This is a genomic window from Variovorax sp. 3319 (assembly GCF_031456585.1).
GTDB lineage: Bacteria > Pseudomonadota > Gammaproteobacteria > Burkholderiales > Burkholderiaceae_C > Variovorax > Variovorax paradoxus_P.
Window position 1 is genome coordinate 1 of record NZ_JAVDUZ010000015.1, and the last position, 20040, is coordinate 20040.

A 20040-nucleotide genomic window follows, 5' to 3' on the forward strand; every position below is an offset into this window, starting at 1 on the left:
CTCGCCTCGCCCAGCGAGCCGCAGGTCACCAGGCCGTGGATGCCGTTGCGGATCTGGAAGTCGATGTGGCGGGCCGTGCCTTCGGCATCGATGCTTTCGTCGGCGTGGAACTTGGTGGTGATGGCGGGAAAGATGCCTTGCCAGCGGGGATTGGTCATGAAGTGTTCCGAAGGTCTGCAGGGTTGACGAACAGCCGGCGTGGCCGGCATCACTGTAAATATATTAAGAAGATATTTAAAATATCCGCTCAGGGTATTAGCAGATTGCATGCCAGCCGAAAAAATGATGGGGCGGGCGAAAACGGTGCATGCACCGCCCGGCCCGCAAAGAAAAACGCCCCGCTGCGGCATGCAGCGGGGCGTTGGACCGGAAGGAAAGCGGCGCGGCGCCTTACTTCAGCGCGGTCGTCGCATTTGCCACCGCCAGTGCCGTCATGTTGACCACGCGCCGCACGGTGGACGAAGGCGTGAGCACATGCGCCGAGCCCGAGGCGCCCAGCAGGATGGGGCCGACCGTGATGCCGTTGGCGCCCGTCATCTTCAGCACGTTGTAGAGGATGTGCGCCGAATCGAGGTTGGGGCACACCAGCAGGTTGGCTTCGCCTGTGAGCGTGGTCTCGGGGAGCGCAACGCGGCGCACTTCTTCGGAAAGCGCGGAGTCGCCGTGCATTTCGCCGTCGCATTCGATGTCGGGCGCCATCTGCGCGAACAGGTCGCGCGCCAGCCGCATCTTGCGCGCCGACCCGCGGCTCGAGGTGCCGTAGTTCGAGTGCGAAAGAAAGGCCACCTTCGGCGGCAGCCCGAAGCGGCGCACCTCTTCGGCCGCCATCATTGCAATGCTGGCGAGCAGCTCGGCGCTCGGATCTTCGTTCACGTTGGTGTCGGTAATGAACACCGTGCGCTTCTCGAGCGTGAGTGCGTTCAGCGTGGCAAAGCCCGGTGCGCCGCGCTTCAGGCCGATAAGGTTGCGGATGTGCTCCAGGTGCACGTCGAAGCGACCGACCAGCCCGCAGATCATGGCGTCGGCATCGCCCAGGTGCAGCATCAGCGCGGCAATGATGGTGTTGGAGCGGCGCACCATGGTCTTGGCGGCCTCGGGCGTTACGCCGCGGCGGCCCATGAGCTTGTGGAAGCTCTCCCAGTAGATGCGAAAGCGCGGGTCGTCCTCGGGGTCGACAATTTCCACGTCGGTACCCACGCGAATGTGCAGCCCGGCCTTCTTGATGCGCGCTTCGATCACCGCGGGGCGGCCCACCAGAATGGGCTGCGCCAGGCCTTCGTCTACCGCCAGTTGCGCGGCGCGCAGCACGCGCTCGTCTTCGCCCTCCGCATAGGCCACGCGCTTGGCGGCGGCAATCTTGGCGGCGCTGAACACCGGGCGCATGAACATGCCGGTCTGGTAGACGAAGCGCGTCAGGTGCTGGCGGTAGGCGTCCATGTCTTCGATGGGCCGCGCGGCCACGCCCGATGCATGCGCCGCCTTGGCCACGGCCGGTGCAATGCGCAGGATGAGCCGCGAGTCGAAGGGCTTGGGAATGATGTAGTCGGGCCCGAACGACAGCTCTTGCCCGGCGTAGGCGGTGGCCACTTCTTCGCTGATGTCGGCCTTGGTGAGCTCGGCAATCTCGCGCACGCAGGCCAGCTTCATTTCTTCCGTGATCTTGCTGGCGCCGCAGTCGAGCGCGCCGCGGAAGATGTACGGAAAGCACAGCACGTTGTTGACCTGGTTCGGGTAGTCCGAGCGGCCGGTGGCAATGATGCAGTCGGGCCGCACGGCCTTGGCAAGCTCGGGCCGGATCTCGGGCTCGGGGTTGGCCAGCGCCAGGATGATCGGCTGCGTGCCCATGGTCTTGACCATTTCGGCGCTCATCACGCCGGGGGCCGAACAGCCGAGGAACACGTCGGCGTCTTTCACCACGTCGGCCAGGGTGCGGGCGCCGGTGTCCTTTTGCGCGTAGCGCGCCTTCGAATCGTCGAAGCCGCCCGCGCGGCCCATGTAGATCAGGCCCTTGGAGTCGCAGGCGTAGATGTTGGCGGGCTTGGCGCCCAGGCCCACCATCACGTCGAGGCAGGCGATGGCGGCCGCGCCTGCACCCGAGACGGCGATCTTCACGTCTTCGATCTTCTTGCCGACCAGTTCGAGCCCGTTGATCAGCGCCGCGGCCGAGATGATGGCCGTGCCGTGCTGGTCGTCGTGGAACACCGGAATGTTCATGCGCTCGCGCAGCTTCTTCTCGATGTAGAAGCACTCGGGCGCCTTGATGTCTTCAAGGTTGATGCCGCCGAGCGTGGGTTCCAGCGCCGCGATGATGTCGACCAGCTTGTCGGGATCGGTCTCGGCCAGCTCGATGTCGAACACATCGATGCCGGCGAATTTCTTGAACAGGCAGCCCTTGCCCTCCATCACCGGCTTGGCGGCCAGCGGGCCGATGTTGCCCAGGCCCAGCACCGCAGTGCCGTTGGTGACCACGCCCACCAGGTTGCCGCGCGCGGTGAAGTCGGCCGCCAGCGACGGGTCGGCCGCGATGTCGAGGCAGGGGTAGGCCACGCCGGGCGAATAGGCCAGCGACAGGTCGCGCTGGTTCAGGAGCGGCTTGGTCGGCGTGATCGAAATCTTGCCCTTGACAGGCGAGCGGTGGTATTCGCGCGCTGCATCGCGAAGAGCTTCTTCTGCGGGGGAGAGGGGTGCAGCCATGAAATGTCTCCTTGTTTCTGACGGGGAATGAGGCTACCGCAAAAGCGCGGCCTGTTCCCGAAGTGGAAATGCCGAAAACGCCTGACCCCATAGCTTGCGCGTAACCCAGGCGCCGGTTCGCTAAACTCCGAAAGTGTTAGCCAAGGGCAACCAAAGTTAAACAAGGCAATGCAGGGCCGTGCAGCCAAGCCGGCCGGCCATCGTCAATCGATACACACAAAGACAACAGAGCAGAGGGGCAGCGCATGACACCCGGATCTTTCACCACCACCGAGCCCGACGTCGTGGTCATTGGCGGCGGCCCCTCGGGCTCCACCGTGGCGGCGCTGCTTGCGGACAAGGGGCACGACGTGGTGCTGATCGAGAAGGCGCAGCACCCGCGCTTTCACATCGGCGAATCGCTGTTGCCCATGAACATGCCGCTGTTCGACCGGCTGGGCGTGCGCACCGAGGTCGAGGCGATCGGCATCAAGAAGCACGGCGCCGAGTTTGTCTCGCCCTGGCACGACCATTCGAGCCACTTCGACTTTGGCGAGGCGATGGACAAGAGCTTTCCGTATGCCGTGCACGTGCGCCGCTCCGAGTTCGACGAACTGCTGTTCCGCCACGCCGGAAAGCGCGGCGCGCGCACCTTCGAAGGCCAGCGCGTTGCCGGCGTAGACATGGACGCAGGCAAAGGCTCGGCCGACAACCGCCCGCTGGTGAAGGTCAAGGCGGACGACGGCACCGAGACCGAGTGGCGCCCGCGCTTTGTCATCGACGCCAGCGGCCGCGACACGCTGCTGTCGAGCCAGTTCGACGCCAAGCAGCGCAACCGCAAGCATGCAAGCGCAGCGCTTTATGGCCACTTTGCCAACGCAGAGCGCCGTCCGGGCCGATTCGAGGGCAACATTTCGCTCTTCTGGTTCGACCACGGCTGGTTCTGGTACATCCCGCTGAAGGACGGCACCGTGAGCGTGGGCGCCGTGGCTTCGCCGGCCTACTTCAAGCGCCGCCAGGGCAAGTCGCTCGAAGACTTCCTGATGGAAACGATTGCGCTTGCGCCCAAGCTGGCCGCGCGGCTCAAGAACGCCACGCTGATGGAAGGCGCCACCGCCACCGGCAACTACGCCTACGACTCCAAGTTCTGCCGCGGCGACCGCTTCATGATGGTGGGCGACGCGTATGCCTTCGTCGACCCGATGTTTTCTTCAGGCGTGTACCTGGCAATGAACAGCGGCTTCGAGGCGGCCAAGGCGGCCGACCTGTGGCTCAAGGGCGAGGCGAAGGAGGCCGAAAAAGCCTTCCGCCACTACGAGAAGGTGATGAAGCGCGGGCCGAAGATGTTCTCGTGGTTCATCTACCGCATTACTTCGCCGGCCATTCGGCGGCTGTTCATGGCGCCGCGCAACATCTGGCGCATGCAGGAGGCGCTGTTGTCCATACTGGCGGGCGACCTGTTCCGCGACACGCCCATCGGCCCGCGCTTCTGGGGCTTCAAGGTCACGTACTACGCGTCGTGCATCGGCATCCTGCCGCAGGCCATCAAGACCTGGGCATGGCGCCGGCGCAACCTCAAGGAATCCCTCGAGGCTGCAAAGACCTGAGCCGCAGGCTCAGTCGGGCGTAACGGTGTGCTGCGCCAGCGCTTCGAGCGCGCGCACCAGTGCAGAGTGGTCTTGCTGGCCATGTCCAAGCGCCGCACAGGCATTCATCAGCTGCGCCGCGCCCGCCGTCTGCGGCAATGCCACGCCCAGGGCCCGTGCGCTTTGCAGCGCCAGGTTCAGGTCTTTCTGGTGCAGCGAGATGCGGAAGCCCGGTGCAAAGGTGCGCTTGATCATGCGCTCGCCATGCACTTCGAGAATGCGCGAGCTCGCAAAGCCGCCCATCAGTGCCTGGCGCACCTTGGCCGGATCGGCGCCTGCCTTTGAAGCGAACAGCAGGGCTTCGCCCACCGCCGCGATATTGAGCGCCACGATGATCTGGTTGGCCACCTTGCAGACCTGGCCGTCGCCCACGTTGCCCACGAGCGTGACGTTCTTGCCCATTTTCTCGAGCAGCGGCCGCACCTGGCCGAAGGTGCCTTCGTCGCCGCCGCACATGATGGTGAGGCTTGCAGCCTTGGCGCCCACTTCGCCGCCCGAAACGGGCGCGTCGATGTAGCCGCAGCCGAGCGCGAGGATGCGCTTGGCAAAGCCCTTGGTGGCAATGGGATCGATGGAGCTGCAGTCGACCACGATCTTGCCGCGCGAATCTTTCAGGCCCTCGGCCACGCCCTGTGTGCCCGGCTCGCCGAACAGCACTTTTTCAACGTCGGGTGTGTCGGGCACCATGATGAAGATCACGTCCGCCTGGCGCGCCACGTCGGCCGCCGAGGCGCAGATGGTCGCCTTCGAGATGAAAGGCTCGGGCGTGTTGCCCTGGGTGTTCACGAACAGCTGGTGACCCGCTTCGAGCAGATGGCCCGCCATGGGCGCGCCCATGATGCCGAGGCCGATGAATCCGATTTTTTGCGATTGCGACATGTCTTTGATTTCCTTGGATGCTTTGTCTGGGTTCACTGCTGCTGCGTAAGGGCCTGGCGCCATCCGAGGCCGTCGACGGTGTCGCTGCGCGGCTTGTATTCGCAGCCGATCCAGCCGTCGTAGCCGATCGAATCGATGTGCCTGAAGAGCCACGGGTAGTTGATTTCTCCCGTGCCCGGTTCGCCGCGGCCCGGGTTGTCGGCCAGCTGGATGTGGCCGATGCGCGCGAGGTTCTTCGAGAGCGTGTTGCCGAGCTCGCCTTCCATGCGCTGCGCGTGATAGATGTCGTATTGCACCCGCAGGTTGGAAGAACCCACCTCGTCTATCAGCGCCAGCGCCTGGTCGGTGCGCGTGAGAAAGAAGCCCGGAATGTCGAAGGTGTTGATGGGCTCGATCAAGAGCCGCAGGCCGGCCGCCTCGAGCTCGCTGGCGGCAAGGCGCAGGTTTTGGACCACGGTCTTGTGCGCGGCTTCGGTGCTCACGCCGGCCGGCACCTTGCCGGCCAGGCAGTTGAGCTGCGGACAGCCCAGGGCCGTGGCGTAGTCGATGGCCATGGCAATGCCTTCGCGGAATTCGCCGGTGCGATCGGGGTGGCAGGCAATGCCGCGCTCGCCCTTGTCCCAGTCGCCGGCGGGCAGGTTGTGCAGCACCTGCTGCAAACCGTTGGCGCGCAGTGCGGCGGTGAGCTCTTTCTTTTCGAAGGGGTAGGGAAAGAGATATTCCACCGCTTCGAAGCCTGCCTTGGCGGCGGCCTCGAAGCGTTGCATGAACGGCAGCTCGGTAAAGAGCATCGTGAGGTTGGCTGCAAACTTGGGCATGGTGCGTTTCTCCGTGCTCAGTCCAGCATCTCGGCCGCAACGGCGGTGGGTGCATCGGCCGGGTGCTCGGCCAGGGGCTCGAACTCGGTGATGTTGTCGATCTCGGTGCCCATTGCGATGTTGGTCACGCGCTCGAGCATCACCTCGATGACGACCGGCACGCTGAACTCGGCCATCAGCGCTTCGGCGCGCTGGATGGCCGGTGCGATCTCTTCCTGCTTGTTGACGCGAATCGCCTTGCAACCCAGGCCCTCGACCACTTTCAGGTGGTCCACGCCGTAGCTGCTTTCAATGCCCGCATCGGGCCCCGCATTGATGTTGTCGAACGCGAGCTGCACGCAATAGTCCATCTCGAAGCCGCGCTGCGCCTGGCGAATGAGCCCGAGGTACGAGTTGTTGACCACGATGTGGATGTACGGCAGCTTGAACTGCGCACCCACGGCCAGCTCTTCGATCATGAACTGGAAGTCGTAGTCGCCCGAAAGCGCGACGATCTTGCGCGACGGGTCGGCGGCGCGCACGCCAAGCGCGGCGGGAATGGTCCACCCCAGCGGGCCGGCCTGGCCGCAGTTGATCCAGTGGCGCGGGTTGTACACATGCAGGAACTGCGCGGCAGCGATCTGCGAGAGCCCGATGGTGCTCACGTAGCAGGTGTCGTTGCTGAAGTTGTTGTTCATGCACTGGTACACGCGCTGCGGCTTCATCGGCACGTCGTCGAAGTTGGTCTTGCGCAGCATCGTCTTCTTGCGCTCGATGCACGATTTCGCCCACTCGCGGCGGTCGCGCAGCTTGCCCGCGGCCTTCATCTCCTCGGCCACGGCCACAAATTGCTCCAGCGCGGCCTTGGCGTCCGAGACGATGCCGAAGTCAGGGGTGAACACGCGGCCGATCTGCGTGGGCTCGATGTCCACGTGCACGAAGGTGCGGCCCTTGGTGTACACATCGACCGAACCCGTGTGCCGGTTGGCCCAGCGGTTGCCAATGCCGAGCACGAAGTCGCTCGCGAGCATGGTCGCGTTGCCGTAGCGGTGGCTGGTTTGCAGCCCGCACATGCCGGCCATGAGCGGATGGTCATCAGGAATTGCACCCCAGCCCATCAGCGTGGGGATGACCGGCACACCGGTGGTTTCAGCAAAGCGCACGAGCAGGTCGGCCGCATCGGCGTTGATGATGCCGCCACCCGCGACGATCAGCGGACGCTCGGCCGCATTGAGCATGCCAATGGCTTTTTCGATTTGTGCCCGCGTGGCGGCCGGCTTGTAGGGAACGAGCGGCTGGTAGGCGTCAATGTCGAATTCGATCTCGGCCATCTGCACGTCGAAGGGCAGGTCGACCAGCACCGGGCCGGGACGGCCCGAGCGCATCAGGTGAAAAGCCTGCTGGAACACTTGCGGCACCTGGCCCGGCTCGCGCACGGTAACCGACCACTTGGTGACCGGCTTGGAGATCGACTCGATATCGACCGCCTGGAAGTCTTCCTTGTAGAGCCGCGCGCGGGGCGCCTGGCCGGTAATGCAAAGGATGGGAATCGAATCGGCCCAGGCCGAATACAGGCCTGTGATCATGTCGGTGCCAGCGGGCCCTGAGGTGCCGATGCACACGCCGATGTTGCCTGCCACGGCGCGGGTGTAGCCCTCGGCCATGTGCGAGGCACCTTCGACATGGCGCGCGAGAATGTGCGAAATGCTGCCGCGCTGGCGCAGCGCCGAATACATCGGGTTGATGGCGGCACCAGGCACGCCGAAGGCCTGCGTCACGCCTTCTTTTTCCATCACCAGCACGGCGGCCTGGACCGCTTTCATTTTTGCCATGGGACTGTCTCCTTGAGTTGAGCCCACTGTAGGAAGCACAGCCCATTCGAAGAAGACGGCTGCGGACCATAAAACCTATTCCACCTTGGAATAAGTCAGTACCATCCGGCCATGGACCGATTGCTGGCAATGGAAATGTTCGTGCGCGTGGTCGAAACCGGCAGCTTCTCGAAAGCTGCGCTCGAGTTCCACACCACGCAGCCCACCGTCACCAAGCAGGTTGCGGCCACCGAGGCGCGCCTGAAGGTGCGGCTGCTCAACCGCAACACGCGCGGCGTGAGCCTTACCGAGCCCGGCGCGCTCTATTACGAAAAGTGCAAGAACATCGTGCGCGAGGCCGAGGAGGCCGAAAGCATCGTGCAGCTGCGGCAGAACCAGGCACAGGGCCTCTTGCGCGTGGGAACTTCGGTGGCATTCGGCCGGCGGGTGGTGGTGCCGCTGGCGCTCGAGTACATGCGCCGGCACCCGCAGGTACAACTCGACCTGAGCTTCGAGGACCGCTATGTGGACCTGATTGCGCAAGGCATCGACGTGGCCATCCGCATGGGCAAGCTGGCCGATTCGTCGCTGGGCGCGCGCTATCTAGGCACCAACCCGTGGGCCATGGTTGCGGCGCCGGGCTACCTGAAGAAGCACGGCACCCCCAAGCGCGCGCAAGACCTGAGCGCGCACGTGGCGCTCATCTACAGCAGCGTGGTGGGCGACGAGTTCTGGCGCATGCACACGCCCAAGGGCGACGCGGTGACGGTGCCCGTCTCGGGGCGCTTTCGGTCCAACAACCTTTCGGCCGTGCTTGCCGCGGCGCGCGACGGCCTTGGCATTGCGCTCATGCCGCGCTACGTGGCAAGCGAATCGCTGGCCTCGGGCAAGGTGCTCGAAGTGCTCGGCGACCACGCGTTGCCCGAGCAGGAAATCCACGCCGTCTTTCCCTCGCCCAAGCTGGTGCCAGGCAAGGTGTCGGGCTTTGTGGCCTTTCTGCAGGGGCGGTTTGCCGAAGGATGGTGGGGCGGCTGACCGCGCCCACCATCGTCTTTTTTCAGGCCGGCACAAATGCGCCGTGCAGGCCCAGTGGCAGCGTGTAGGGCAGTGTGGCCTGCGCCACAGGCCCGGCGGCCAGCCTATCGGCCGCAAAGCACGAGAGCAGCGTTTTCTGCTGGCCGAAGTCGAGCACGGTGCCAAGCACCCAGCCTGGCTTGGTGCCATCGGGAACGAAGATGTGCTCTTCGACAAGGGCCTGCTTTCCGTAGCTGTAGCGCTGGCTACGTCCGGTTTCGACGTTGGTGCGCGCCACAGCGCCGAAGCCGGGTTGGTCGGGCCTGCCGTTTGTCGCATGAATGACCTGGCGGTGGCGCAGCCCGACACGCCGCGGATCGACGCGTGGAAACTCCGCGTCGAGCCCAACCGCGCTTTGCGATGCGGCGCCGGTGCGAAGGTTGAGCGTGGCCACCGTAAGCTGCGGGTCGGCCCGCTTTGCCCAGCGCGCGCGCATTACCTCGCGGTTGGTCGTGAACACCGAGCCAGCGTTTTCCGAGCGCACGTAGTCGAGGTGGATCAGCGTGCCGCCCGGCGTCTCTTCTTCCCAGGCGTTGCCCACATGAAAGAGAAAGCCGGCCGGCAGCGTGAGCAGCTGGCGGCGGTTCCAGTCTTTCTTGTCGATCACCAGCACGCGCATTTCCAGCTCGGGCCGCCAGACGTGCGCATCCAGAAAGCTTGCGCCGGCGTCCTTGCGCTTGCTGTCGTACACCAGCGGCGGCATCAGGAAGACCAGGTGCCGTTCGGTCACCGCAAAGTCATGAATCATCGGCAGGTCGGCCACGGGCATCGCGGTGGCACGGCGCAGCGCGCCGTCGGGGGCAATCTCGTAAAGCGCCAGCATGCTCTGGGCGGCGCTCACGCCGAAGTTCCACACGGTGCCGTCCGGATCGACCCTGGGGTGCGCAGAGAAGGGCATGCCCGCGAAATCGGGCCGCCAGGTTTTGACGCCCAGCGTTTCCAGCGTGCGCGCGTCGAGCCTCGTGGCCGAGCCGCCTTCCCACAGCGCCAGCACTTCGCCTTGCATAGGCAGTACGTTGATGTTGGCCACGTTGATGCTGTCGGGCGAGGTCGGCGGTTCGGCGCCCGGCGGCATCGTGCCGAAGGCCTCGGCCAGCCGGCGGCCGGCCCGCGTCTCGGCCAGGCGCTTGGGCGTAGCGACATAGCGGCCCTGGTGCCGCACGTCGGCACCGTCGATCACGAAGCGATGCACCATGCCGTCGCCGTCGAACCAATGGTGGTAGCGCTGGCCGCCAAGGTCGTGGCCCGCCGGGCCATTGCGGAACAGCGTGCCGGCAACGGCATCGGGAAAGCGCCCGCGCACCGTGGCGCGAGTGAGCGGCAGGTCGCCGGCCGGCGTGGCAAAGCCTGATTTCCACGGCGTGCCGGCGGCTTCGAATTCAGCCTGCCAAGCGTCGGGCCCATCTGCAGCGTGGGCGAGAGCGGGCAGCAGCGGCAGGGCGCCGGCCGTGGCCAGCAGGCGCAGGAGTTCGCGTCGTTCCATGTGAGCCTCAGCGCAGGTGAATGACGGTCTGCACGTCGGCTTCGACGTTGAGCGCGGCGGCCTCGAAATCAGGCGCGCCGCGGTTGCCCTTGGCGTCGTTCGAGAAGCCGTATCGTTCGATCGGCATGCCCACCGGGTTGGTGTCGAGCTTGCCGTTGCCGTTTTCGTCGGCGAACACGCGCAGCGCATACCGGCCGGGTGCCAGGCCAATGAAGCGGAGCTGGGCCGTGCCGGCGCGCAACGGCACCGTTTGCGCCGCCAGCGACTTGCTGCCGGCAAACGCCGAGGCGCTGTCGTACAGCGCAACGTAGAGCGTGGCTTCGGCCGCGGGCCCGTCGGCCACGCTCAGGCTCAGATCGGCGGCAAAGACGCCCAGCGGCGCAAGGAGTGCAGCGGTGCACAGGGCCCGCGCGCCAGGCCGGCGCAGGAGAGAAGAAAAATTCATCGGAAACCTCATCTCGAAAGTTGGAGGTCTCGACGATCTCGCAGCCGCCGTGCGCTGCCCAGCGGCATGCGACGAAACGCGTGCTGGCGGCGCGAAATGCAGAAGGCGGGTGCGGGCCGCGCCGTTCAGTGTCTCTTCTTGTCTTCGCTTGCGTCGGCGGCGCTGGCCGGGTTTTCCCATTGGCCCGATTCCACGAACAGGCTCCACGCCGCCATGAACAGCGCGGCAATCACGGGGCCGACCACGAAGCCGTTGATGCCGAAGATCGCCATGCCGCCGATGGTGGACATCAGCACGATGTAGTCGGGCATCTGCGTGTCCTTGCCCACCAGCACCGGACGCAGGATGTTGTCGACAAGCCCGATCACGAACACGCCGACGAAGATCAGGATGCCGCCCTGCCAGAAGTGGCCCGTGGCAAGAAAGTAGATGGCCACAGGCGCCCAGATGAGCGCCGCGCCCACTGCGGGCAGCAGCGACAGAAACGCCATGAGCACCGCCCACAGCAGCGCGCCCTGTACGTTCAGCAGCCAGAAGGCGATGCCGCCGATGGCGCCCTGCGCAATGGCTACCGCCACGTTGCCCTTGACGGTCGCGCGGATCACGGTGGTGAATTTATTGAGCAGGTAGTGCGTGTGCGGCTTGGCAAGCGGTACGGCTTCGCGCATGGTCTTGGACAGCTCCGAGCCGTCGCGCACCAGAAAGTAGAGCAGGTACAGCATCACGAAGAAGCTGATGAGAAAGTCGAAAGTGTTCTGCCCGATGGTGAGCGCCTGGCCTGCGATGAGCTGGCTGCCTTGCGCCGCGCCGGCAGAAATGCGGGCCTGCCAGGCTTCCATGTCACCCAGGTTGAAGCGGTCGAAAATGCTCATCAGCCATTGCGGCATGGCATTGAGAATCTGCTGGAAGTAGGCCGCAAAGTTGATCTGCCCCGAGCGGATGCTCTGCGTGACCTGCACGATCTCTTGCACCAGCGACACGCCCACCATGGCCAGCGGAAGAATCACGATGAACAGGCAGATGGTCAGCGTCGACAGTGCAGCGGCGTTGCGCCTTCCCGGCATTTTCCTGAGCAGCCACTTGTAGAGGGGCGTGAACAGGATGGCCAGCGCAACCCCCCACAGCACCGCGCCGAAGAACGGCATCAGCACCCACAGGAAGGCGACAGTGACGATGGCAAGCAGGGCGAGGAAAACGCCGCGCTGGAGTTGGGGTGAGTTCATATGTGACTTGGACTGTAGCCGAGCCTGAACGCGCGTTTGTGTCGGTCGAAATGCCTAGTCGGCTAGCGCCTGTTGCGCGGCAACGCCACCGGCGAGAGGGTGGCGCGCAGGCGGGCCGGTGCGTCCGGCTCGGCGGCGGTGTCTACCTCGAGGGAGCGCTCGACATTGCCGATGTGATCGATCATCAGTTTGCGCGCCTTTGCCGTGTCGCCGGCCTCGAGGGCGGCCACGATCGCGTCATGCTCGGCGCAAGACTGCCCGGCTTCGTGCCTCGACTGGTACAGCGTGGCCGCAAGCGTGGTGCGGGCCGTAAGGTCGCGCAGCACATCGACCAGCAACTGGTGGCCCATCTGTTCGGCCAGGCAGACGTGAAAGTCGGCCAGGAGAAAGGCGCGCGTGGCGGCGTCGGCGCCCTCGATGGCGCGCCGCTCGTCGGCAATGTGGTCGCGCAGCTTGCGTATGACTTTTTGCAGCGGCCGACCTTCGCTTTCGGCGAGGATGCCCGCTTCGACGATGCGCCGCGCCGAAAAGGCGTCGCGTGCCTCGTCGGCCGAGGGCTCGACCACATACCAGCCGCGGCGCGACTGGACCTCTACGAAGCCCCGCGCCTGCAGCTGCATGAGCGCCTCGCGCACCATGGTGCGGCTGACCGCAAAGTTTTCGGCAAGGGCCTGCTCGCCGAGCCGCTCGCCCGGCGCGAGCTTTTGCGCCAGGATGGCTTCGACCACCCGCTCGGCAATGGATGTGGGATTGACGGTGTCGGCAGCCATCGTCGTCAGTGGATGCCGGCGCCTGCGCCCAACGGGGCCGAAGGCAGTTCGGGTTCGGCCAGCGGTTCGTCGGCGGGTGCATAGGTGCCATTGAGCACCGCGTGGGCGCGTTCGCGGTCGATGTCGCCCTCCCAGGCCGCGACCGCCACTGTGGCCACGCAGTTGCCAATGAGGTTGCCCAATGCGCGGGCAATGCCCATGAACCAGTCGACCGAGAGCACCAGCACCAGGCCAATGGCAGGAATGGCCGGTATCGCGTGCAGCGTGGCTGCCAGCACCACGATGGCCGAACCCGGTACGCCGTGCGCGCCCTTCGAAGTGACCAGCGCAATGGCCAGGATGGTCAGCAGGTCGGCCATCGAGACCGGCGTGTTGGTGGCCTGCGCAATGAACACCGCCGCGAGCGTGATGTAGATCGAAAAGGCGTCCAGGTTGAACGAGTAGCCCGTGGGAATCACCAGGCCCACCGTCGAATCGCGGATGCCCATCCGGCGCAGCTTGGCCATGATCTGCGGCAGCACGCTGTCCGACGAGGTCGTGGCAAACACGATGGCGAGTTCTTCGCGCAGGTAGCGCAGCAGCTTCCACAGGCTGAAGCCCGACATGCGCATGACCAGGCCCAGCACCACGAACACGAAGATCAGCACTGCGCCGTAGAAGAGGGCGACCAGCATGCCGAGCTGCTTAAGCGAGCCGATGCCGTATTTGCCCACCGTAAAAGCAATGGCGCCGAGCACGCCCAGCGGCGCCAGCTTGATGATGATGCCCATGATCTTGAACAGCACCAGCGAGAGCGCGTCCACCACGGCGCCCACCGGCTTGCCCCGCTCGCCCAGGAGCGACAGCGCGCAGCCGAACAGCACCGCGAACAGCAGCACCTGCAGCACGTCGCCGGTGGCAAAGGCGTTGACCACCGTGGTGGGAATCAGCTTCATCAAGAACTCGACCGTACCGCCGCTGGTGAGCTTGTCGGCATTCGAGGCATAGGCGCTCATGGCGGTGGCGTCGAGCTTGCCCGGGTCCACGTTCATGCCCACGCCCGGCTGGAACACAAAGGCCAGCACCAGGCCCATGGCCAGCGCAATGGTGGTCAGCACCTCGAAGTAGATAAGCGCCTTGACGCCGACGCGGCCCACCCGCTTCAGGTCGCCAGCGCCCGCGATGCCGTGCACCACCACGCAGAACACCAGCACCGGGATGATCATCTTGATCAGCTTGATGAAGCCGTCGCCAAGCGGCTTGAGCTTGACGGCGAACTCCGGCACGAAGAGGCCCGCCAGCACGCCGAGCACCAGTGCAATGACAACCTGGCCGAAGAGGGATTTGACGAAGCGGGGCATGGAGGAACCTTCCATTGGTTGAATGCAAGATCTGCAAAATCTTGTATGCAAGCAATGTAGGCAAGAATTTGGAGATGCGCAGCAGGGTATTCCCGGGCCACCGGACCGTGCACACTTCGGATGTGCGGTCATCTTCTTGTCACTGCTCTCGAAGGCACCTATGCGTCTGGCTGAGTTCATCAACATCCATAGCGAGACGATCGTTGCCGAGGCGGCGCGATACGCCCGAACGTTGGCGCCCCTTGCACATGAGTCGGAACTGACCCTCAGGGATCACATTCCCAAGATCCTCGAAGCGATCGTGCTCGACCTGGAGAACAGCCAGTCATCCAACGAAGCACACGCCAAGTCCCTCGGCCAAGGCGCCGCCCTCTCGGGCCCCGGGGATTCGGCTGCTCAAACGCATGGGCGGCAAAGAGCGAGAAGCGGGCTTCAAATGTCCCAGCTGGTCGCCGAGTACCGGGCGCTCAGAGCGGGTGTGCTCAGGTTGTGGGCAGAAAAGGAGCCGATTGCGGTTTCGGTGGTCGACGTCATCAGGTTCAACGAAGCCATCGACCAGGCCGTGGCGGAGTCCGTCGAGTTCTTCTCCGAGGAAACCGATCAGCTCCGGAACGTATTCCTGGGTGTGCTGGGGCATGACCTGCGAGGCCCCCTGAATGCGATCCTGCTCACCGCAGAGCTCATTTCGAGAAAGACCAAGGAATCGCCGCTGTCAGAGGTGGGCGTGCTGATACGCAGTGGCCGGCGAATGGCGTCGCTGCTGGACACTTTGCTTCAGTACAACAGGTCGGCGCTGGGTGGGGGCATGAAGATCCACCGGGAGTTCACCAACCTGGGCGATCAATGTGCCGCAGAAATCGAACTGTTGCGCGCTGCGCTTCCGGACGTGCACATCGATTTTTCTGCCGAAGCGGACACGGACGGATTGTTCGACGCATCGGCCGTGCGCGAAGCATTGGGAAACCTGGTCAACAACGCCGCGACCTATGGGGATGACGGGCCTATCTCGGTCACATTGACGGGCGGCGCTGGCGCGGTCTCGCTCAAGGTGGCGAATACGGGCCAGGAGATTCCTTCCGCGGAAATTCCCAAGTTATTCAAGGCACTCGAGCGAGGTTCTGCGGCCAACGCTTCCGGCAACCGGACAAACCTCGGGCTTGGGCTTTTCATCGTGCAGCAGATCGCTGCCGCGCATGGGGGCAAGGTGCGTTGCTCGAGTTCGGCGGGGGGAACGACCTTCGAGCTGGATTTGCCCCGGGTCGAGGTGGCGCCCGGACCGCAGCCCTAGGAGTCTTTGGGGGCGACCTGCTGTTCAAGCGCCTCATTCACGGTCTTCAACTTTTCTTCAGCCGACTTGAGCTTGCCCTTGAGCTGGTCTGTTTGCTCGATGGCGTGATCGACATCAGGGTGAAGAGTCTCTTTGGGCACTCCGCTGTCGAGCACCGCGTGGACCACCGAGAGATCCTCCGCAACTTCCTGGACCGTTTCAGCGGCCTGCTTGTTCTCTTCGAGCACCTTGGCCAACTCTTCGGCGCTTTCGGCATCTTCGGCGGGAGGGATGGACGATGTCATGGCACACCTTTCACTCTTTAAATCCAATGGTAGCGGGCGTATGGAAGCGGCTCTGCCGCCACTGCGAGTTCAAGCTTTTGGCCTACACACTCACTGGAGCCGGCACGTATAACCGTTCACAGCCAGCAACCTATCGCAACAAGTCGAACCGAGCAACGCCGCTCGAATGCCATGTCGCTCCAGACGGTTCTCATCGAGGACAGCAACACCATCAGAGAAGCGCTGATTCCGGCACTCGCCGATCTTGCCGACGCACGGGTTGTTGCCATTGCCGAGACCGCAAGCGAAGCGGTTTCGGTGCTTCAAATGCTGGGCGATGCCTGGGACCTGGCGGTGGTGGATCTCTTTCTGCGCGTGGGCTCCGGCCTCACGATATTGCGACATTGCAAGCAGCGGGCGCCGCACCAGAGGGTGGTTGTGCTGACGAACTATCCAACTGAAGAGATGCGCCGCCGCAGCCTGGAGTTGGGCGCCGATGCATTGTTCGACAAGTCGAAAGAGCTCGAACAGTTTTTCGAGTGGTGCGTTCGGAGGTGACGCCTTGCGATGCGTCTCGCCGTCCTCACTGGTTTGAGGAACTTTGCCGACACCGGGCAAGTGCCTGCCGATCTACGTTGCGTTCATAACCGAACCAGCTTCCGTCCGAAGCGGTCGCCGGTCACGGCGGCTTCACTGCATCAAAAAGATCAATGGGCAAAGGTACGTATGAGCGCAGCACCCGCCACAGAAGCGACTTTGCGAAGGCGACTTCTTCGTCTCCCACATCCGTAAAGGAACAGATGACGAAGCGGGATGCGGACATTGCGCTGGCAATGGAATTGCTCGACGGGGCTGTACAGGATATTTCGGGGAGCATTGCCAGTTTTGCCGAATCGACGAGTCCGGGAGAGCGCGTGTTGAGCCTGCGCACTGCATCGTGGCGCAATCGCAGTTTCCCGAAAGAATTCGGGTTGGCCGGAGACATCGGTCGCGTGGTCTATCGCTTGAAATTGCTGCAGGCCGCGGTGGACAAGGCGACTCGCCGCAAGCAACGGAGCAGCAACGTGGTGGCGGGTGGAAAAGTGGCTTGATGCGACTCAGGCAGGCGGCGACCCTGGCCAGGCTGGCGTGTTTGCCGGCCCCGGCGCGCGAGGGCCGATGCGATCGTCCAATGCGTAGCCTTGCAGCGCTTTCACGCCCGCATGCAGCGCGTCGAGCCATATCGCGTAGGACAACTCGGCGGACTCGAGTTCTCTCCAAAGGCTCACGTCGTCGCATTCTTCCGCGAGCACCCAGAAGAAGTGCCCCGGGTGCGGTTCGTCGACATAGATGGCGATCCGCCGAACATGGCTCACTGCCGTTTCCTGGCAGGGGCTTTGCGCGATTTTCGATTGCGCTTGTTGAGTCTGATCGGGCCCGCCCAACCTGTCTGCAAAACCGATTTTCCCCGGGTAGGTAGCCATGGTGTTCTCCTGCTCCTGCGAGCGGTAACCGGCTCGACATTCACCTTTCAGACTTCAGCGTGGGCGCGAGGCTTGCGCATTCGAGCGTCGGACGAGGCCCACTCGCACGGAAGCGACTCAGCAATAGAACAACGTGATGCTTCGGCCCCGGGTCATCAGGGCTCCGTCGCGCTATTCCAGGGCAGCTGCGTGGACCCGGACCGTGTTGCGCCCCCCTTGCTTGGCCCGGTAAAGCGCTTCGTCCGCGGCTTTCAATAGCTCGAACGGCGTGCTGCCTGGCTGCGGGACCCAGGCCGCCGCGCCGAGGCTGATGGACACGGTGCCCAGCACTGCCGCCGCGTGAGGAATCTGCAGCTCGACCACCGCGAGCCTTGCGCGTTGCGCAACCTCGAGCGCACCTTCAGCGTCTGTTCCAGGCAAGAGCAGAACCATTTCCTCGCCCCCATAGCGAGCGACGAGATCGGTCGAGCGCAACACTGCCGTGCGCAGTGCCTGGGCGATTCGCTGCAGGCAGTCGTCGCCTCCCAGGTGGCCGTACAGGTCGTTGTACTTCTTGAACTCGTCGACGTCGACCATGACAACTGCCAACGGCGTCTGGCTCTCCAATGCCTGTTGAAAGTTGACGGCCAGGCGGGCATCGAAGTAGCGGCGGTTGGCCAGGCCCGTGAGCCCGTCTTCCTGGGCGAGATGCTCCAGGCGCTCATTGGCCTCTGTCAGGGCATCGCGGGCACTTCGCAGATTCAGCTCTGCCACCAGTCGCCTGCGCATAGAGCGGATCAGGTAGCGCCCTGACACGGCAACGATCAGGCACAAGAGGACCACCCAGGTTGTTTGATAGATCGATGCGGACTTCCATTCCTGCAAGGCCTCGCCCTTGCCGACGGCCACCGTAACGAAGAGGGGGTAGTCCAGCAGGTGCTCGAAGCTGATGATCCGGGTCACGCCGTCGATCGTCGATCTTCCTTCGACGGTGCCCGAGCGCGAGGCCTGAAACTGCTGCTGAAGCGGAGAGCCGCCATTGCGCCTGGTCATGTCGGCTTCCCTGAAGGGCCTGCGCACAAGGAGCCGATCGGCACCGAACAGCGCGATCGCTCCCTGCTCGCCTATCTGGAAGCGATCCAGAACGGACAGCAGATGCTTGACGCTGAGCGTGACGAGGACGACACCCGCAAAATTGCCATCTGCGTCATTGATCCTTCGGGACACCGGAATCACCCACTCGCCCGAAGAGCGGCTCACGATGGGCGCGCTGATCAGCGTTCGTGCGCTCGGACTCGTTCGATGGCGAATGAAATACTCGCGGTCCGAGTTGTTTTTCGTTCCGGCCGGAGATGCTTCGGAATGGACCAGCCAGCGGCCTTGATCGTCATAGATGAAAAGCCCCTTGATGGCTTGGACTTCAGCGGCGTGGTTGACGAGAACCGGCTGAAGGCGTTGCAGCGTGTCGGGCGTGATGTCCCCGCGCTCGAGCTCGAAGACGATGCCCGAGATGATGTGTTCGGCAAGGGCGACGGTGCTCTCGATCTGCTGGCTGACCGCGCGAGCCAGGTTGGTATTGGCCCGCGCGATCTGCTCGTTTTCTGCCGTGCGTGCGCGCACGACCAGCCACGCGTTCATCACGAGCAGTGCCACGCACACAAACACTACAAACAAAGTAGTACCGAAGATGACGCGGCTACTTTGCGTGTCCGTTTTCCGGGAGAAAGGGTTCGCGTCGTTCGGTGGCCCGGCACCAACGGCAGTGTCCGGCGCGGTCTCGGGCGGCAGGGGCGTGGAGGCTTTTTGCATCGAAGGCCTGACTCTACAAAAACATCGAGCGTCAGGCGAGACGCCGACACGCACGCCGCGAACGCGCGCGCCAGCGCGATCATGACACGGGCGTCCGGACACCTGCGCGCACGCGCCGCGTCATGGGTTCGCTACTACCGGACGGTCGAAGATTCGCAGCTCTCGTAGCTGGCATGGCATTGTGTGGCACCACCATGACATCTCCGGTGGCAGTGCGCAACACGCGCTTCGCAACGCTTCCAAAGACGAAGTCGGAAAGCGCAGAGGCCGGATGCTTGCCTACGACGAGCAGCTCTGCACCGCTGTGCTGCTGCTGCACCGCAGCCTGGCGCCCCGGGTCGCCACGGCCAAGTGCCCACGACACGCGGTTTCGGCGCGCCTCGGTAGAGTCGGCAAGGCTCAGCATCTGGTCTTGTGCATGCCGCCTGCACTCATGCCGATAGGCCTCGACAACATGCTCCGGCACATCCGCACCGCGCAGCTTTCTCTCGTTGACTGTACTGATGGCGTGAAACAGCTCGACTTGCGCGGAAGCGTTGAGTGCGAAAGCGTGCTGCACCAGGCTGCGCGAGACCTGCGAGAAGTCGACTGCAATCAGCAGGCGCTGGTACGGCCCGTCGGCTGGCTGGCGTACAACAAGCACAGGCCGCTGCACCATTCGCATGAGGCGTTCCGCCGCGCTTCCGCAGAAAAACGATCGCAGGCCGCGTTCCGAATTCATGGCACCCATGACCACGAGGTCAGTGTCTCGCGCTTGATTGGCGAGATCCTGCGGCGTGTTCATCGGCTGGCTCACTGTGCGCACGCGCAGGCCATGGCGCTGCTCCAACTGCAAGGCGTGATGCGAGAGGCGGCATGCCGCCTGGGAGAGTTGCCCTTCGCCGGCCCAGCCCGCGTAGACCAGCGTGAGTGCGGCGTTGTGCTCGGCGGCCAATTGGCCAGCGCGAGAGAGCGCGGAGGCGGTACGCGCGGTCAGGTCTGTGATGGCAAGAATGGATCTGGGGGTCATGGCAAGACTACCTTTTTTGGATAAGACAGGCGCGCTCCCGCCCATGCCACGCAACGAGGCATCGGGCGCGGACAGGCGCGGGTGAATG

19 protein-coding genes are annotated in these 20040 nt (G+C 64.2%); 5 read left to right on the forward strand and 14 right to left on the reverse strand.

Features of this window, described 5'->3' with window-relative positions; genetic code table 11:
• Both J2X67_RS25230 and J2X67_RS25235 read right to left on the reverse strand, forming a co-directional pair.
• The coding region (locus tag J2X67_RS25230; protein WP_309956121.1) for a dihydrodipicolinate synthase family protein at nucleotides 1–158 on the reverse strand (158 nt) is incomplete at its 3' end.
• Between the two features lie 232 nt (nucleotides 159–390).
• Complete coding sequence (locus tag J2X67_RS25235; RefSeq protein ID WP_309957600.1) at nucleotides 391–2694, reverse strand: NADP-dependent malic enzyme; 2304 nt, start codon at nucleotides 2692–2694, stop codon at nucleotides 391–393.
• A 245-nt stretch (nucleotides 2695–2939) separates the two neighbouring features.
• Here J2X67_RS25235 and J2X67_RS25240 point away from each other — a divergent pair, with 245 nt between their 5' ends.
• Nucleotides 2940–4280, forward strand: a complete 1341-nt coding sequence (locus tag J2X67_RS25240) for an NAD(P)/FAD-dependent oxidoreductase (protein WP_309957601.1) — start codon at nucleotides 2940–2942, stop codon at nucleotides 4278–4280.
• Nucleotides 4281–4289: 9 nt separating this feature from the next.
• Here the strand turns inward: J2X67_RS25240 and J2X67_RS25245 are convergent, their stop codons facing one another.
• The 3 genes from J2X67_RS25245 to gcl are packed head-to-tail and all read right to left on the reverse strand — an operon-like array spanning nucleotide 4290 to nucleotide 7827.
• Entirely contained in the window at nucleotides 4290–5198 is a 909-nt protein-coding gene (locus J2X67_RS25245; protein ID WP_309957602.1) for a 2-hydroxy-3-oxopropionate reductase, read from the reverse strand.
• Nucleotides 5199–5230: 32 nt separating this feature from the next.
• A complete protein-coding gene (gene hyi / locus J2X67_RS25250; protein WP_309957603.1) occupies nucleotides 5231–6016 on the reverse strand; it encodes a hydroxypyruvate isomerase in 786 nt (261 codons plus the stop codon).
• A gap of 17 nt (nucleotides 6017–6033) precedes the next feature.
• Nucleotides 6034–7827 carry a glyoxylate carboligase gene (gene gcl / locus J2X67_RS25255; RefSeq protein ID WP_309957604.1) on the reverse strand — a complete coding sequence of 598 codons (1794 nt, stop codon included), beginning with the start codon at nucleotides 7825–7827 and terminating at the stop codon, nucleotides 6034–6036.
• Nucleotides 7828–7938: 111 nt separating this feature from the next.
• Here gcl and J2X67_RS25260 point away from each other — a divergent pair, with 111 nt between their 5' ends.
• Nucleotides 7939–8841 (forward strand): LysR family transcriptional regulator, encoded by a 903-nt coding sequence (locus J2X67_RS25260; protein ID WP_281146357.1) that lies wholly within the window; start codon nucleotides 7939–7941, stop codon nucleotides 8839–8841.
• A 22-nt stretch (nucleotides 8842–8863) separates the two neighbouring features.
• Here the strand turns inward: J2X67_RS25260 and J2X67_RS25265 are convergent, their stop codons facing one another.
• From J2X67_RS25265 to J2X67_RS25285, 5 genes are all read right to left on the reverse strand, one after another.
• Nucleotides 8864–10363: a carotenoid oxygenase family protein gene (locus J2X67_RS25265; RefSeq protein WP_309957605.1), complete on the reverse strand. Its 1500-nt coding sequence runs from the start codon at nucleotides 10361–10363 to the stop codon at nucleotides 8864–8866.
• Between the two features lie 7 nt (nucleotides 10364–10370).
• Nucleotides 10371–10808, reverse strand: a complete 438-nt coding sequence (locus tag J2X67_RS25270; RefSeq protein WP_309957606.1) for a DUF2141 domain-containing protein — start codon at nucleotides 10806–10808, stop codon at nucleotides 10371–10373.
• Between the two features lie 125 nt (nucleotides 10809–10933).
• Complete coding sequence (locus J2X67_RS25275; RefSeq protein WP_309957607.1) at nucleotides 10934–12031, reverse strand: AI-2E family transporter; 1098 nt, start codon at nucleotides 12029–12031, stop codon at nucleotides 10934–10936.
• Between the two features lie 62 nt (nucleotides 12032–12093).
• The gene (locus J2X67_RS25280) at nucleotides 12094–12801 is read right to left on the reverse strand and encodes a GntR family transcriptional regulator (protein WP_309957608.1); all 708 of its coding nucleotides are present in this window, start codon (nucleotides 12799–12801) and stop codon (nucleotides 12094–12096) included.
• A gap of 5 nt (nucleotides 12802–12806) precedes the next feature.
• On the reverse strand, nucleotides 12807–14141 hold the full coding sequence (locus J2X67_RS25285) for a C4-dicarboxylate transporter DctA (RefSeq protein WP_309957609.1): 1335 nt from the start codon (nucleotides 14139–14141) through the stop codon (nucleotides 12807–12809).
• 22 nt (nucleotides 14142–14163) lie between these two features.
• On the opposite strand from J2X67_RS25285, the gene J2X67_RS25290 reads away from it, so the two are divergent.
• On the forward strand, nucleotides 14164–15429 hold the full coding sequence (locus J2X67_RS25290) for a HAMP domain-containing sensor histidine kinase (RefSeq protein ID WP_309957610.1): 1266 nt from the start codon (nucleotides 14164–14166) through the stop codon (nucleotides 15427–15429).
• Here J2X67_RS25290 and J2X67_RS25295 read toward each other — a convergent pair.
• On the reverse strand, nucleotides 15426–15713 hold the full coding sequence (locus tag J2X67_RS25295) for a hypothetical protein (protein WP_309957611.1): 288 nt from the start codon (nucleotides 15711–15713) through the stop codon (nucleotides 15426–15428). The genes J2X67_RS25290 and J2X67_RS25295 overlap by 4 nt on opposite strands.
• A gap of 171 nt (nucleotides 15714–15884) precedes the next feature.
• Between J2X67_RS25295 and J2X67_RS25300 the strand changes: the two genes are divergently transcribed.
• Both J2X67_RS25300 and J2X67_RS25305 read left to right on the forward strand, forming a co-directional pair.
• Nucleotides 15885–16250 carry a response regulator gene (locus tag J2X67_RS25300; protein ID WP_309957612.1) on the forward strand — a complete coding sequence of 122 codons (366 nt, stop codon included), beginning with the start codon at nucleotides 15885–15887 and terminating at the stop codon, nucleotides 16248–16250.
• A gap of 242 nt (nucleotides 16251–16492) precedes the next feature.
• Nucleotides 16493–16783 (forward strand): hypothetical protein, encoded by a 291-nt coding sequence (locus J2X67_RS25305; RefSeq protein WP_309957613.1) that lies wholly within the window; start codon nucleotides 16493–16495, stop codon nucleotides 16781–16783.
• A 6-nt stretch (nucleotides 16784–16789) separates the two neighbouring features.
• On the opposite strand, the gene J2X67_RS25310 is transcribed toward J2X67_RS25305, so the two are convergent.
• The 3 genes from J2X67_RS25310 to J2X67_RS25320 all read right to left on the reverse strand — a co-directional run bounded on the left by J2X67_RS25310 (nucleotide 16790) and on the right by J2X67_RS25320 (nucleotide 19952).
• Nucleotides 16790–17047 carry a hypothetical protein gene (locus J2X67_RS25310; protein WP_309957614.1) on the reverse strand — a complete coding sequence of 86 codons (258 nt, stop codon included), beginning with the start codon at nucleotides 17045–17047 and terminating at the stop codon, nucleotides 16790–16792.
• Between the two features lie 279 nt (nucleotides 17048–17326).
• Nucleotides 17327–18943 carry a sensor domain-containing diguanylate cyclase gene (locus J2X67_RS25315; RefSeq protein ID WP_309957615.1) on the reverse strand — a complete coding sequence of 539 codons (1617 nt, stop codon included), beginning with the start codon at nucleotides 18941–18943 and terminating at the stop codon, nucleotides 17327–17329.
• A gap of 79 nt (nucleotides 18944–19022) precedes the next feature.
• Nucleotides 19023–19952, reverse strand: a complete 930-nt coding sequence (locus J2X67_RS25320) for a universal stress protein (protein ID WP_309957616.1) — start codon at nucleotides 19950–19952, stop codon at nucleotides 19023–19025.
• Nucleotides 19953–20040 lie beyond the last annotated feature (88 nt).